The sequence below is a fragment of the Pseudoxanthomonas sacheonensis genome (assembly GCF_010093305.1).
Classification (GTDB): domain Bacteria; phylum Pseudomonadota; class Gammaproteobacteria; order Xanthomonadales; family Xanthomonadaceae; genus Pseudoxanthomonas_A; species Pseudoxanthomonas_A sacheonensis.
In genome coordinates, this window is record NZ_PDWS01000015.1 from 20,540 (window position 1) to 33,401 (window position 12,862).

11 protein-coding genes and 7 tRNA genes are annotated in these 12,862 nt (G+C 63.4%); 16 read left to right on the plus strand and 2 right to left on the minus strand.

The features are described from left to right. Positions 1 to 128: 128 nt before the first annotated feature. From grxC to CSC73_RS12945, 4 genes are all read left to right on the plus strand, one after another. A complete protein-coding gene (gene grxC / locus CSC73_RS12930) occupies positions 129 to 431 on the plus strand; it encodes a glutaredoxin 3 (protein ID WP_246197522.1) in 303 nt (100 codons plus the stop codon). Next, a complete protein-coding gene (locus tag CSC73_RS12935; RefSeq protein ID WP_163840880.1) occupies positions 428 to 826 on the plus strand; it encodes a carboxymuconolactone decarboxylase family protein in 399 nt (132 codons plus the stop codon). The genes grxC and CSC73_RS12935 overlap by 4 nt, the downstream gene beginning before the upstream one ends. Positions 827 to 986: 160 nt before the next feature. After that, positions 987 to 1,994 carry an isocitrate dehydrogenase gene (locus tag CSC73_RS12940; protein WP_163840882.1) on the plus strand — a complete coding sequence of 336 codons (1,008 nt, stop codon included), beginning with the start codon at positions 987 to 989 and terminating at the stop codon, positions 1,992 to 1,994. Between the two features lie 130 nt (positions 1,995 to 2,124). Further along, positions 2,125 to 3,444, plus strand: a complete 1,320-nt coding sequence (locus CSC73_RS12945) for a Na+/H+ antiporter NhaC family protein (protein ID WP_163840884.1) — start codon at positions 2,125 to 2,127, stop codon at positions 3,442 to 3,444. Positions 3,445 to 3,495: 51 nt separating this feature from the next. Here the strand turns inward: CSC73_RS12945 and CSC73_RS12950 are convergent, their stop codons facing one another. Next, positions 3,496 to 4,266: a Bax inhibitor-1/YccA family protein gene (locus CSC73_RS12950; protein ID WP_163841010.1), complete on the minus strand. Its 771-nt coding sequence runs from the start codon at positions 4,264 to 4,266 to the stop codon at positions 3,496 to 3,498. Positions 4,267 to 4,434: 168 nt separating this feature from the next. On the opposite strand from CSC73_RS12950, the gene CSC73_RS12955 reads away from it, so the two are divergent. From CSC73_RS12955 to CSC73_RS12970, 4 genes are all read left to right on the plus strand, one after another. Next, positions 4,435 to 4,511 (plus strand) — tRNA-Pro (locus CSC73_RS12955). Positions 4,512 to 4,570: 59 nt separating this feature from the next. Then, positions 4,571 to 4,647, plus strand: a tRNA-Arg gene (locus tag CSC73_RS12960). A 37-nt stretch (positions 4,648 to 4,684) separates the two neighbouring features. After that, a tRNA-His gene (locus CSC73_RS12965) sits at positions 4,685 to 4,761 on the plus strand. A 64-nt stretch (positions 4,762 to 4,825) separates the two neighbouring features. After that, a tRNA-Lys gene (locus CSC73_RS12970) sits at positions 4,826 to 4,901 on the plus strand. Between the two features lie 235 nt (positions 4,902 to 5,136). Here the strand turns inward: CSC73_RS12970 and CSC73_RS12975 are convergent. Beyond that, the gene (locus CSC73_RS12975; protein ID WP_163840886.1) at positions 5,137 to 5,400 is read right to left on the minus strand and encodes a DUF2845 domain-containing protein; all 264 of its coding nucleotides are present in this window, start codon (positions 5,398 to 5,400) and stop codon (positions 5,137 to 5,139) included. A gap of 175 nt (positions 5,401 to 5,575) precedes the next feature. On the opposite strand from CSC73_RS12975, the gene CSC73_RS12980 reads away from it, so the two are divergent. The 8 genes from CSC73_RS12980 (at position 5,576) to CSC73_RS13015 (ending at position 12,712) form a co-directional block, all read left to right on the plus strand. Next, positions 5,576 to 5,658: transfer RNA gene (locus CSC73_RS12980), tRNA-Leu, on the plus strand. Positions 5,659 to 5,987: 329 nt separating this feature from the next. Continuing rightward, positions 5,988 to 7,280 carry a trigger factor gene (gene tig, locus CSC73_RS12985; RefSeq protein ID WP_163840888.1) on the plus strand — a complete coding sequence of 431 codons (1,293 nt, stop codon included), beginning with the start codon at positions 5,988 to 5,990 and terminating at the stop codon, positions 7,278 to 7,280. Positions 7,281 to 7,364: 84 nt separating this feature from the next. After that, complete coding sequence (gene clpP / locus CSC73_RS12990; protein ID WP_093279689.1) at positions 7,365 to 7,994, plus strand: ATP-dependent Clp endopeptidase proteolytic subunit ClpP; 630 nt, start codon at positions 7,365 to 7,367, stop codon at positions 7,992 to 7,994. Between the two features lie 139 nt (positions 7,995 to 8,133). Then, the gene (clpX, locus tag CSC73_RS12995) at positions 8,134 to 9,420 is read left to right on the plus strand and encodes an ATP-dependent Clp protease ATP-binding subunit ClpX (RefSeq protein ID WP_163840890.1); all 1,287 of its coding nucleotides are present in this window, start codon (positions 8,134 to 8,136) and stop codon (positions 9,418 to 9,420) included. Positions 9,421 to 9,540: 120 nt separating this feature from the next. Beyond that, positions 9,541 to 11,973 (plus strand): endopeptidase La, encoded by a 2,433-nt coding sequence (gene lon, locus CSC73_RS13000; protein WP_163840892.1) that lies wholly within the window; start codon positions 9,541 to 9,543, stop codon positions 11,971 to 11,973. A 217-nt stretch (positions 11,974 to 12,190) separates the two neighbouring features. After that, complete coding sequence (locus tag CSC73_RS13005) at positions 12,191 to 12,463, plus strand: HU family DNA-binding protein (RefSeq protein ID WP_093279692.1); 273 nt, start codon at positions 12,191 to 12,193, stop codon at positions 12,461 to 12,463. 39 nt (positions 12,464 to 12,502) lie between these two features. Beyond that, positions 12,503 to 12,577, plus strand: a tRNA-Val gene (locus CSC73_RS13010). Between the two features lie 58 nt (positions 12,578 to 12,635). Then, positions 12,636 to 12,712 (plus strand) — tRNA-Asp (locus tag CSC73_RS13015). Positions 12,713 to 12,862: the final 150 nt, after the last annotated feature.

Genomic DNA, 12,862 nt, shown 5'->3' on the forward strand with positions numbered 1-12,862 from the left:
CTTGCAGAATCCATGGCCGGGTGAATAGGCGGTTAACTCGCTGCGTTGCAGCCCGCAGCGTTCCAGTTTGCAGGCTGGTAACGTCCCGCCATGCCACCATAGTGTTCTGACCATGATTGTTGTCGAGAATTCCCGTGACTGATCCCGTCGTGACCGGCGCGCCGCAAATCATCCTGTATACCAGCGCCATCTGTCCGTACTGCGTGGCCGCCAAGAACTTCCTCAAGAGCAAGGGCCAGGTCTGGACCGAAGTGCGCATCGACCTGGACTTCAGCCAGCGCCAGGAAATGATCGCCAAGACCAACCGTACCAGCGTGCCGCAGATCTTCATCGGCCAGACCCACGTGGGCGGCTACGACGACATGATCGCCCTGCATCGCGCCGGCAAGCTCGAGCCGCTGCTGGCCGGCCAGGCGGGAGAACCGGCATGAGCGGCGGCAAGCAGGATCAGGGCGGCGACCGTCTGGCCGAATTCACCCAGTTCCGCCAGCGCATGAACGAACGCATCCTGGCCGAACCCAATCAGGTCGTACGCCGCTTCTTCGCGCTGGACACGCAGACCTACCAGGCCGGCGCGCTGGACGTGAAGACCAAGGAGCTGCTGGGCCTGGTCGCCTCGCTGGTGCTGCGTTGCGACGACTGCATCAGCTACCACGTGGCCCAGTGCAAGGACGCCGGAGTCAGCCGCGAGGAGTTTTTCGAGACTTTCTCGGTCGGGCTGGTGGTGGGCGGTTCCATCGTCATTCCGCATCTGCGTCGGGCGGTGGATTTTCTGGATCAGCTGGAAGCGGGGACATCCGCGCCTTCGGCCCACGATCACGGGTAAACGCCGTTCCTTCTCCCACCGGGAGAAGGAACAGTCTAACTAAGACCATCGTAGATTTGGGGTCCAAAGCCCCGATCGGGCATAATTGGCGCATCCCTTCTTCCCGCGACTGCGCTGGGCAACCTGCAGCGCCCTCGCCCTTGTTCGGAACCCCAACGCAATGACCCAGACGATCACCGTCATCCGCGGCGATGGCATCGGCCCGGAAATCATGGACGCCGCCCTGTACGTGCTCGACAGCATGAACGTCGGTCTGGCCTACGAGAACGCCGATGCCGGCCTGGCCGCCCTGGAAAAGCATGGCGAACTGCTGCCGCAAGCCACCATGGATTCCATCCGCAGGAACCGCATCGCTCTGAAGAGCCCGCTGACCACGCCGGTAGGCGAGGGCTTCAGCTCGATCAACGTCGAATTGCGCAAACGCTTCGACCTGTACGCCAATGTGCGCCCGGCCAAATCGTTTCCGAACACCAAATCGCGGTTCCCGAGCGGCGTGGACCTGATCACGGTGCGCGAAAACACCGAGGGCGCGTATATCGGCGAAGGCCAGAGCGTGTCGGAAGACGGCGAAACCGCGCTGCTGACCCAGAAGATCACGCGCACCGGCTCCGAGCGCATCGTCCGCTACGCCTTCGACCTGGCCCGCAAGACCGGGCGCAAGAAAGTCACGGTGGTGCACAAGGCCAACATCCTCAAATCCACCTCGGGCCTGTTCCTGAAAGTGGCGCGCGAAGTCGCGGCGCAATATCCCGAGATCCAGTGCAACGAGATGATCGTGGACAACACCTGCATGCAGCTGGTGATGCGCCCGGAACAGTTCGACATCATCGTCACCACCAACCTGTTCGGCGACATCATCTCCGACTTGTGCGCCGGTCTGGTCGGCGGCCTGGGCCTGGCGCCGGGCGCAAACATCGGTACCGAGGCGGCGATCTTCGAGGCCGTTCACGGCTCGGCGCCCGACATCGCCGGCAAAGGCATCGCCAACCCCTGCGCACTGCTGCTTGGCGCCGCGCAGATGCTCGACCATATCGGCCAGCCGCAGAATGCCGAACGCCTGCGCAATGCGATCGTGGCGACCCTGGAAGCCAGGGATTCGCTGACCCCGGACCTGGGCGGCGAGGGCACCACCATGTCTTTCGCCAAGGCGATCGCCAGCCGGGTTTGAGCGCATCGATGGGCAGGATCGGAACGGGACGCTCAGCGTCCCGTTTTTGTTTCCCCATGTCCCAGGCATGGACTTTCTGGTGCGGGGCCGCGCACGCACAATCGCAACTCCTTTCGAACCGAGTGGCTTTATGGAAGTCCGTCCCCGCGCCGTGGCGCTCACGCCATTGCTGGCGTTCCTGGCGTTGTTCTTCGGCGCGGGCCTGTACTTCACCTCGCAGGGCGATGCGATGGGTTTCTACCAGCTGCACGCGCCGGTAGCGATCCTGCCGGCCCTGGCGCTGGGCCTGTGGATCGCGCATCGCCAGGGAGTGAAGGCGGTGGACACGCTGCTGGAAGGCATCGGCGACTCCAACATCATCCTGATGTGCCTGATCTTTCTGTTGGCGGGCGCCTTCGCCATGGTCACCAAGCAGATCGGCGCGGTGGATGCGGTGGTCGCGCTGGGGGTGGGCGCGTTGCCGCCGGCGTTGATCCTGCCGGGGATGTTCCTGATCGCCGGGTTCCTGTCGCTGGCGATCGGCACCTCGATGGGCACCATCGCCGCGGTGGCGCCCATCGCCTTGGGCATTTCCGACGCGTCGGGGCTGGACCGCGCGCTGGTGATCGGCGCGGTCATCGGCGGCGCCACCTTCGGCGACAACCTCTCGGTGATTTCGGACACCGCCATCGCCGCCGCGCGCACCCAGGGCTGCAGCGTGCGCGAAAAATTCCGCGAGAATCTCAAGATCGCATTGCCGGCGGCGTTGCTGACCGTGCTGGTGCTTGCCTTCGCCGGAGAAGCCTCGCCGGCGCAGGCTGAGCAAACAGCCTCGCCCTGGCTGGTGCTGCCCTATGTGCTGGTGCTGGTTTTGGCGGTGATTGGATTGGACGTGCTGCTGGTGCTGAGCATTGGCTTGGTGGTTGCCGGAGTATTCGGCTACGCCACAAGTTCCGACTACGGAATAGCAGCGTTCTCCACCGACATCTACGCCGGTTTCGAAAGCGTGGTGGAAATCACCCTGCTGGCGTTGTTCATCGGCGGCCTGGGCGCGCTGATCAAGGCCAGCGGCGGCTTGGCCTGGCTGGCCAGGACTATTTCGCGCATCGCGCGCGGCAGCGATGGCCGCAGGACGGGCGAGTGGAGCATCGCCGCGCTGGCTTCGGTCACCGACGTGTTCACCGCCAACAACACGGTGGCCATTCTCATCAGTGGAAGCGTAGCGCGCGACATCGCCGAACGCCACGACGTACCGCCTGCGCGCGCGGCGAGCCTGCTGGATATCTTCGTCTGCAGCGTGCAGAGCCTGTTGCCCTACGGCGCTCAGATACTGCTCGCTGCATCGCTGGCCGGCCTGTCGCCGCTGGCGCTGGTGGGCAAGGCGCACTACTGCTGGTTCCTGGTCGCGGTGACCATTGCCTTCATGCTGTGGCCGCATCGCCGCAAGGCGTCCGTCGCTGCGGGCGCGTGAAAGAAAAAGGGGCGCATCGCGCCCCTTTTCCGGATCGGATGACCGTAAGCCTCAGCGCGAGTTGAGCTTGGACAGCAGGCGCAGGAATTCCAGATACAGCCACACCAGCGTGACCATCAGGCCGAATGCGCCGTACCACTCCATGTATTTGGGAGCGCCCTGTTCCACGCCGTTCTCGATGAAGTCGAAGTCCAGCACCAGGTTCAGCGCCGCGATCACGATCACGAACAAGCTGAAGCCGATGCCGACGATTCCGGACTCATGGATCAGCGGGATGTTGATGTTGAACAAGCCCAGCACGATCGTGGCCAGATAGACCAGCGCGATGCCGCCGGTGGCGGCGACCACGCCCAGCTTGAAGTTCTCGGTAGCTTTGATCAGACCGCTGCGGTAGGCCATCAACAAAGCGAACAGCGTGCCGAAGGTCAGCAACACCGCCTGGAACACGATGCCGTCGAAGCGCAGTTCGTACATCGCCGAAATCGAGCCCAGGAAGAGTCCCTCAACCAGTGCGTACAGCGGCGCGGTCACCGGCGCCCAGTTTTTCTTGAAGATCGTGGCCAGGGCGAGGATGAAGCCGCCGATCGCGCCGCCGAGCACATAGCCCATGACGCCGGGGGCCACCGCCGGCAAGCCATCGGCCCCCACGGTGACGGACTGGCTCCAGGCGAAAGCCGCGGTCAGCACGGCCAGCAACAGCAGGATGCCGGTCTTGTTGACGGTGCCGTTCAGGGTCATCGCGCCGGCGTCGCGCGAAACCACCGCGCCGCTGCCCAGGTCGAGGAAGGTGGATTCTTTCAGTGCCGGATTGCCGCTGCGTATCATCTTTGCCTGCTCCTTCGTTTCGGACCTGCGTCCCCAAGCTTGGGAGGATATCGCATGACCGTTACGGAATCAGGGGAGTTCGCCCGCCCTGCGGTTTGACAGCGGGGGCGCAGCTTCCGACAATACGCGGCCTTGTTGGCCTGCACGGCGATGCGGGACCCGAGTCGGGGTATAGCGCAGTCTGGTAGCGCATCTGGTTTGGGACCAGAGGGTCGGGGGTTCGAATCCCTCTACCCCGACCACTCAGGTGCTGTCGAATGGATAGGATGTCCACCGGCTGGATGCGACAATCCCGGACCGAGCGCCCGTAGCTCAACCGGATAGAGCACCGGCCTTCTAAGCCGGCGGTTACAGGTTCGAGTCCTGTCGGGCGCGCCACTGCGGCGGTAGGTTGTACTGGTAGTTCGTTGTTATGGTGGATGTAGCTCAGCTGGTTAGAGCACCGGATTGTGATTCCGGGGGTCGCGGGTTCAAATCCCGTCTTCCACCCCATATCGAAAAAGTCCGCAGCGGGTTCCTGACGCCGCTGCGACTTGTTACAATATCCACAGTTTCAGGGCTGTTAGCTCAGTTGGTAGAGCAGTTGACTCTTAATCAATAGGTCGAAGGTTCGAATCCTTCACAGCCCACCAAATAAAACAACAACTTAGGCATCCGAAAGGGTGCCTTTTTTGTTGCTTCCCGAAAAGTCGGCAGGCCTGGATTCCATGGGCCGGGGTTTATGGTCGTAACGGGCAAGGAAGAGCTGGTTACGCTGGATCCATTGCGCGGCCGGTCTCGGCGGACGAAGGGACGCCGCCGGCGAGCCGATCCTCAAGAATTGGGACGACAGCCAGGCGCAACTGCTCCGACTGCCGTGCTTGCGGGTCAACGGGCTTCAGTGATTTTCTTGACGATACCGTCGACCATGAAGATGGAGACCGTCTTGCCGCCGAGGTAGTAGTCCCACCGTTCGCCGTAGACGGCGCCCTGCTCGTTTTCCAGATTCACGATGCGATCGGGCTTCCCGGCGACTTCCATCACTTTGCCGGCGCCGTCGCCCGATACGACAAGGCGGTTGCCAAAGGCATACGTGTCCGCCAGGGCAGGAGCCGACAGTAGGAGGAAAAAGCAAAAGATTGCTGCGCGCATGAGATCACCGTCCGTTGGATTCATCCGCACTCTAGCCCCGGCAGTACACGTCTTCAAGCCTCGCTAGGGCGGGGCTCACTGGTTGGTGGACCGTGGGGGCATTATCCGAAGCGCCCGGTCCTGCCGGGCTTTTTTTGTGGCCGGCCCGGCCGGCGGATACAATGGCGACGGACCAGCGAAAGTGGCGGAATTGGTAGACGCACTGGATTTAGGTTCCAGCGGGTAACCCCCGTGGGGGTTCGAGTCCCCCCTTTCGCACCGCGCCCGGGACAACCCACAGGGCAGCAATAACAGAGCGCGCCGCAGCGCGTAGTCATGCTGGGTAACGGGCTGTTCCCCTTGATCAGGTCCCCAGAGTTCCTGCTTTTTCGGGGGCCCGCCTGAGAATCATCCGGCGATGTCCGGTCAAAAACCCGCATCGCCGCCCTTGCGAGCCCCCTCCGCGGCCTTTTGCTGGCAGCCAAAGCCGTAATCGGCGAAACTATTGCGTTGCGCCGGTTTCGCGCCAGTCCCACGACTGCGCTACCGGCCGACCAGATCATCAACATCGTGCCGCGGACGTTTCCGTGGCCCAGGAGTCAGTGGATATGCAAGTTTCGGTCGAATCGCTCGGCAACCTCGAGCGCCGCATGAGTTTCACCCTTCCGGCCGAGCGCCTGGACACCCATATCGGCGGCCGCCTGCGCGAGCTGGCCCGCACCGCGCGGATCAAGGGCTTCCGCCCCGGCAAGGTGCCGCAGAAAGTGATCGAGCAGCGCTACGGCCAGCAGGTCCGCAGTGAGGCGCTGAACGGCCTGCTGCGCGAAACCTTCGATTCGGCCGTGCGCGAACAGTCGCTGCGGCTGGCCGGCAATCCGCGCCTGGAGCCGGCCGGCGCCGGTGAGCTGGAGTGGGTCGCCACCTTCGAAGTGGTGCCCGATTTCGGCGATATCGACGTCGCCAAGCTCAACGTGACCCGGCATACCGCCGAGGTCGTCGACGCCGACATCGACCAGATGATCGAAAACCTGCGCCTGCAGCGCCGCACCTTCCAGCCAGTGCAGCGCGCCGCCCAGCAGGGTGATCGCGTGGCCCTGGAAACCTGGTCGCAGGCCGGCGAAGAGCGTCTGCCGGCGGAAGGCATCGAGAAGGGCGCCACCCTGATCGGCTCGGGCGTGATGTACAGCGACATCGAGAATGCGCTGGTGGGCATGGCCAAGGGCGAGGAAAAGGACATCGCGGTCAATTTCCCGGCCGACTGGCGGGTGCCGCAGCTGGCCGGCCGCCAGGTCCAGGTCTACCTCAAGGTCACCGAGGTTTCCGAATCGGTGATGCCGGAAGTGGACAAGGAGTTCGTCAAGAGTTTCGGCGTGAAGGGCGGCGATGTGGAGCAGTTCCGCTCCGATATCCGCACCAATCTGGAGCGCGAGCTCAAGGGCGCGCTGATGACCCGTCTGCGCCGCGAAGTGGGCGAGCAGCTGATCGCCGCCTACTCGCACGTGGAAATGCCGCCCCGCCTGGTCGAGAACGAAGCCCGCGCCATGCTCCAGCAGACCGTGGAACAGGCCCAGCGCAACGGCCAGCAGGTGCAGGTGCCGGCCGACGCCCATGAAGGGTTCAAGGACGCCGCCCGCAAACGCGTGCTGGTCGGCCTGCTGGTGGGCGAAGTCGCCCGCAGCAACCAGCTGCGCCTGGACCCCAAGCGTCTGAACGAGACGCTGCGCCTGATCGCCTCGACCTACGAAGAGCCGGAGCAGGTCATTGAGTTGTACCGCAACGACCCCCAGTTGATGAGTGGACTGCAGAACCGTGTGATGGAAGAGCAGGTGATCGACTGGATCGCCGAGCGCGCCCAGCACACCGAACAGGCGCTGTCTTTCCAGGAAGCCATCCGCCAGTAAGCGGCACGCAAGTAAGCAGCGCGCAGCCAGTGCCCGGATGTCCGCATCCGGGCGTTCCCACCCTCAGCCAGGTTGAAAACACACATGAGCCTCATCCAGCCCCAAGCCCTGAACCTGGTCCCGATGGTGGTCGAACAGACCAGCCGCGGCGAGCGGGCCTATGACATCTACTCCCGCCTGCTCAAGGAACGCGTGATCTTCCTGGTCGGCGGCGTGGACGACCATGTCTCCAATGTCATCGTCGCGCAGATGCTGTTCCTGGAAGCCGAGAACCCGGAAAAGGACATCAGCTTCTACATCAACTCCCCGGGCGGCGTGGTCACCGCCGGCATGGCCATCTACGACACCATGCAGTACATCAAGCCCGATGTGAGCACCATCTGCGTCGGCCAGGCCTGCAGCATGGGCGCTTTGCTGCTTTCGGCGGGCGCCGCGGGCAAGCGCTACGCGCTGCCCAATTCCCGCGTGATGATCCACCAGCCCTCCGGCGGCTCCCAGGGCCAGGCCACCGATATCGACATCCAGGCCCGCGAGATCCTCGCCATGCGCGCCCGCCTGAACGAGATCATGGCCAAGCACACCGGCCAGTCGCTGGAAACCATCGCCCGCGACACCGAGCGCGACAATTTCAAGAGCGCCGCCGACGCCGTGGCCTACGGACTGGTCGACCAGGTCCTGGAACGCCGCCCGGAAGACTCCATTCAGGCTGGCTGAACAGATTGACAGAGCTGCCGAAAGCCACGGGATATAACGTTTCCACCCGTTTCCGGCCCGCATGCCCATCGCGCGGCCGGAACTGCTATTCTCAAACCGAACACCCGCTCGACGGGTCGGGTGACTGGACAACCGAAGCATGAGCGAAGACCGGCAAAGCCGTTCCGGCGACAGCAACAAGATCCTCTACTGTTCGTTCTGCGGCAAAAGCCAGCACGAAGTCCGCAAGCTGATCGCGGGCCCGAGCGTGTTCATCTGCGATGAATGCGTGGAGCTGTGCAACGACATCATCCGCGAGGAACTCGAGGAAAAAGCCCAGTCCGCACGCAGCAGCCTGCCCAAGCCGCGCGAGATCCTGGAGGTCCTGGACCAGTACGTGATCGGTCAGCAGCGCGCCAAGCGCACCTTGGCCGTGGCCGTGTACAACCATTACAAGCGCATCGAGAGCCGCAGCAAGAACGACGAGGTCGAGCTGGCCAAGTCCAACATCCTGCTGGCCGGCCCCACCGGTTCGGGCAAGACCCTATTGGCTGAAACGCTGGCCCGCCTGCTCAACGTGCCGTTCACCATTGCCGATGCCACCACGCTGACCGAAGCCGGTTACGTGGGCGAGGACGTGGAGAACATCATCCAGAAGCTGCTGCAGAAGTGCGACTACGACGTCGACAAGGCGCAGCAGGGCATCGTCTACATCGACGAAATCGACAAGATCTCGCGCAAGAGCGAGAACCCGTCGATCACCCGCGACGTGTCCGGCGAAGGCGTGCAGCAGGCGCTGCTGAAGCTGATCGAAGGCACCGTGGCCAGCGTGCCGCCGCAGGGCGGGCGCAAGCATCCGCAGCAGGAATTCCTGCAGGTGGACACCAAGAACATCCTGTTCATCTGCGGCGGCGCGTTCGCCGGTCTGGACAAGATCATCCAGCAGCGCTCCACCGAGGCCAGCGGCATCGGTTTCGGCTCCAAGATCAAGAGTTCCGAGCGCAAGGCCGAGATGGGCAAGGTGCTGTCGGAAGTGGAGCCGGAAGACCTGATCAAGTTCGGCCTGATCCCCGAGTTCGTCGGCCGCCTGCCGGTGGTCGCGACCCTGGAGGAATTGGACGAGCCGGCCCTGATCAAGATCCTGACCGAACCCAAGAACGCCATCACCAAGCAGTTCAAGAAGCTGTTCGACATGGAAGGCGTGGAGCTGGAGTTCCGTCCCGACGCGCTGTCGGCGATCGCCCGCAAGGCGCTCAAGCGCAAGACCGGCGCGCGCGGCCTGCGCACCATCGTCGAATCGGTGCTGCTGGACACCATGTACGACCTGCCCTCGCTGGAAAACGTGGGCAAGGTGGTGGTGGACGAATCGGTCATCGAACACAAGTCCGAGCCGTACCTGATCTACCAGAACGCGCCCGCGCAGCCCAAGGTCGCCTCGGCCGAATAAGCCGCCCAAGCCGTTGAACCCCAACGGCTTTCAGCTTTCCACTTGCATCCCTTCGCGGATGGCCCCATAACGGGGCCATGGTGCCTTGCACCGCCTTGTCCGCACTCTGCTGGAGCCCCCATGGCCCGTTCCGATTCCCACATCCTCGACCTGCCGGTGCTGCCGCTGCGCGATGTCGTGGTCTTCCCGCACATGGTCATTCCGTTGTTCGTCGGCCGCGACAAATCCATGCGCGCGCTGGAGCAGGCGATGGAAGCCGACAAGCGCATATTGCTGCTGGCGCAAAAATCCGCCGAGACCGACGATCCGGCTGCCGCCGATCTGTATTCGATCGGCACGCTCGCCCAGGTGCTGCAACTGCTGAAGCTTCCCGACGGCACCATCAAGGTGCTGGTGGAAGGTACGGCCCGCGTGAACGTCACCGATGTCGGCGAACGCGACGGCTCGCTGTACGGCCGCGGCGAGGAAATCGAATCCAGCGATCTGCGCGAAGGGCGCGAAGTGGAAGCGGTGGCGCGTTCGCTGATGAGCCTGTTCGAGCAATACGTCAAAACCAACCGCAAGCTGCCGCCGGAACTGCTGCAGACGCTGGCCGGCATCGACGAGCCCAGCCGCCTGGCCGACACCATCGCCGCGCACCTGGGCGTGCGCCTGAGCGACAAGCAGCGTCTGCTGGAGACTATAGAAGTCGGCGACCGCTTGGAACTGCTGGTGGGTTTCGTCGACGGCGAGATCGACGTGCAGCAGCTGGAAAAGCGCATCCGCGGCCGGGTCAAGTCGCAGATGGAGAAGAGCCAGCGCGAGTACTACCTCAACGAACAGATGAAGGCCATCCAGAAGGAATTGGGCGAACTGGACGATGCGCCCAACGAACTGGAAGACCTGGCCCGCAAGGTCGCCGATGCCGGCATGCCCAAGGTGGTCGAGACCAAGGCCAAGAACGAGCTCAACAAACTCAAGCAGATGTCGCCGATGTCGGCCGAGGCCGCGGTGGTGCGCAACTACCTGGACTGGCTGCTAGGCGTGCCGTGGAAGAAGCGCAGCAAGGTGCGCAAGGATCTCAAGGTGGCGCAGGACACGCTGGACACCGACCACTACGGCCTTGAGAAAGTGAAGGAGCGCATCCTGGAATATCTGGCGGTGCAGACCCGCGTGAAGCAGATGCGCGGCCCGATCCTGTGCCTGGTCGGCCCGCCGGGCGTGGGCAAGACCTCGCTGGGGCAGAGCATCGCCAAGGCCACCAACCGCAAGTTCGTGCGCATGTCGCTGGGCGGCGTGCGCGACGAGGCCGAGATCCGCGGCCATCGCCGCACCTACGTGGGTTCCATGCCCGGCCGCATCGTGCAGAACCTCAACAAGACCGGGACCAAGAACCCGCTGTTCGTGCTGGACGAGATCGACAAGATGTCGATGGACTTCCGTGGCGATCCGTCCTCGGCCCTGCTCGAGGTGCTGGATCCGGAGCAGAACAACGCCTTCAACGACCACTACCTGGAAGTGGATCTGGATCTGTCCGAAGTGATGTTCGTGGCCACGGCCAATTCGCTCAATATTCCGGGTCCGCTGCTGGACCGCATGGAAGTGATCCGCATCCCCGGCTATACCGAGGAAGAAAAACTCAACATCGCCGAGCGTTATCTGATTCCCAAGCAACTGAAGGCCAACGGCCTGAAGCCGGAGGAACTGAAGATCGCCGAGAGCGCCATCCGCGACATCGTGCGCTACTACACGCGCGAATCCGGCGTGCGCAACCTTGAGCGGGAGATCGCCAAGATCTGCCGCAAGGTGGTCAAGGAGATCGCTCTGGCCGGCCCGAAACCCGCCAAGAAGAAAGCCGCCGCGATCAGCGTCACTTCCAAGAACCTGGAGAAATACCAAGGCGTGCGCCGCTTCGATTACGGCCGCGCGGAGGAACAGAACGAGATCGGCCTGGTCACCGGCCTGGCCTGGACCGAAGTCGGCGGCGATCTGCTGCAGATCGAAGTCAGCCTGGTTCCCGGCAAGGGCGGCATGACCCTGACCGGCCAACTGGGCGATGTGATGAAGGAGTCCGCTTCGGCCGCCTTGTCGGTGGTGCGTTCGCGCGCCGAAAGCCTGGGCATCGACACCGATTTCCTGCAGAAGCAGGACGTGCACCTGCATGTGCCCGACGGCGCCACGCCCAAGGACGGCCCCAGCGCGGGTATCGCCATGGCCACCGCGCTGATTTCCACGCTGACCAAGAACCCGGTGCGCGCCAATGTGGCGATGACCGGCGAGATCACCCTGCGCGGACGCGTGTCGGCGATCGGCGGGCTGAAGGAGAAGCTGCTGGCGGCGATCCGCGGCGGCATCACCACCGTGATCATTCCGGAAGAGAACCGCAAGGATCTGGCCGACATCCCGGCCAACGTCACCCAGGGCATGAAGATCGTGCCGGTGCGCTGGATCGACGAGGTGCTGGATCTGGCGCTCGAGCGTCCGCTGACCCCGGCGGCGGCCTCTGGCGGCGGCGAGAAGCTGCCCGTGCGGGAGTCCGGAAAGACCCCCGCGCAGCCCGATGTCAAGCATTAATCCGGTGACAATAACAACCGGTAAAACCCGCGAAACCCGCGCCATTATTGGCTTTTCGCCTTGCGTGGGTATGCGGCCGCTGGTATAAATGGAAGACCCGGAGGCGCCTGATTTCATGACGCGCTTCACGGCACCCTTGATCGGATGATCCCCAGACTATCGGTCCGGGCAAGTCCGATTACTCAATCCGCGGTCATTCCGCACAGGGAGTTACTACATGAACAAAACAGAATTGATCGACCACGTCGCTGAGTCCGCTGACCTGAGCAAGGCCGATGCCGCGCGTGCGGTGGATGCGGTCATCTCCTCGGTGACCAAGGCGCTGAAGAAGGGCGACAGCGTTACCGTCGTCGGTTTCGGCACCTTCCAGGTCCGCGAACGCGCTGCCCGCACCGGCCGCAATCCGAAGACCGGCGACACCATCAACATCGCTGCGTCGAAAAATCCTGCGTTCAAGGCTGGTAAGGCCCTGAAGGATGCCGTAAACTAATCTGCTCGCCGCCGACGCTTCGGTGTCGGTTTAGCACTAGGGTGCTTAGCTCAGCGGTAGAGCGTCTCCCTTACACGGAGAGGGTCGGGGGTTCGAAACCCTCAGCACCCACCACCTTCGGGTGTACCGCGGTCGCCGGGCTCGCCCGGTTGCTGCAAGAGTTCTTCAAAGCGGAGTGGTAGTTCAGTTGGTTAGAATGCTGGCCTGTCACGCCGGAGGTCGCGGGTTCGAGTCCCGTCCACTCCGCCATATTTGAAACAGGAAGGCGCCGAAAGGCGCCTTTTCTGTTTTCGGCCCGAATGTTCCGGCCTGAATCCATGCCCTCGGGCAGTGCGATTAGGCCAGCCCGGCGTTAACAGGCCCTTCCAAGCGCGCTAAACTGCGCGGCTTACGAGAAAT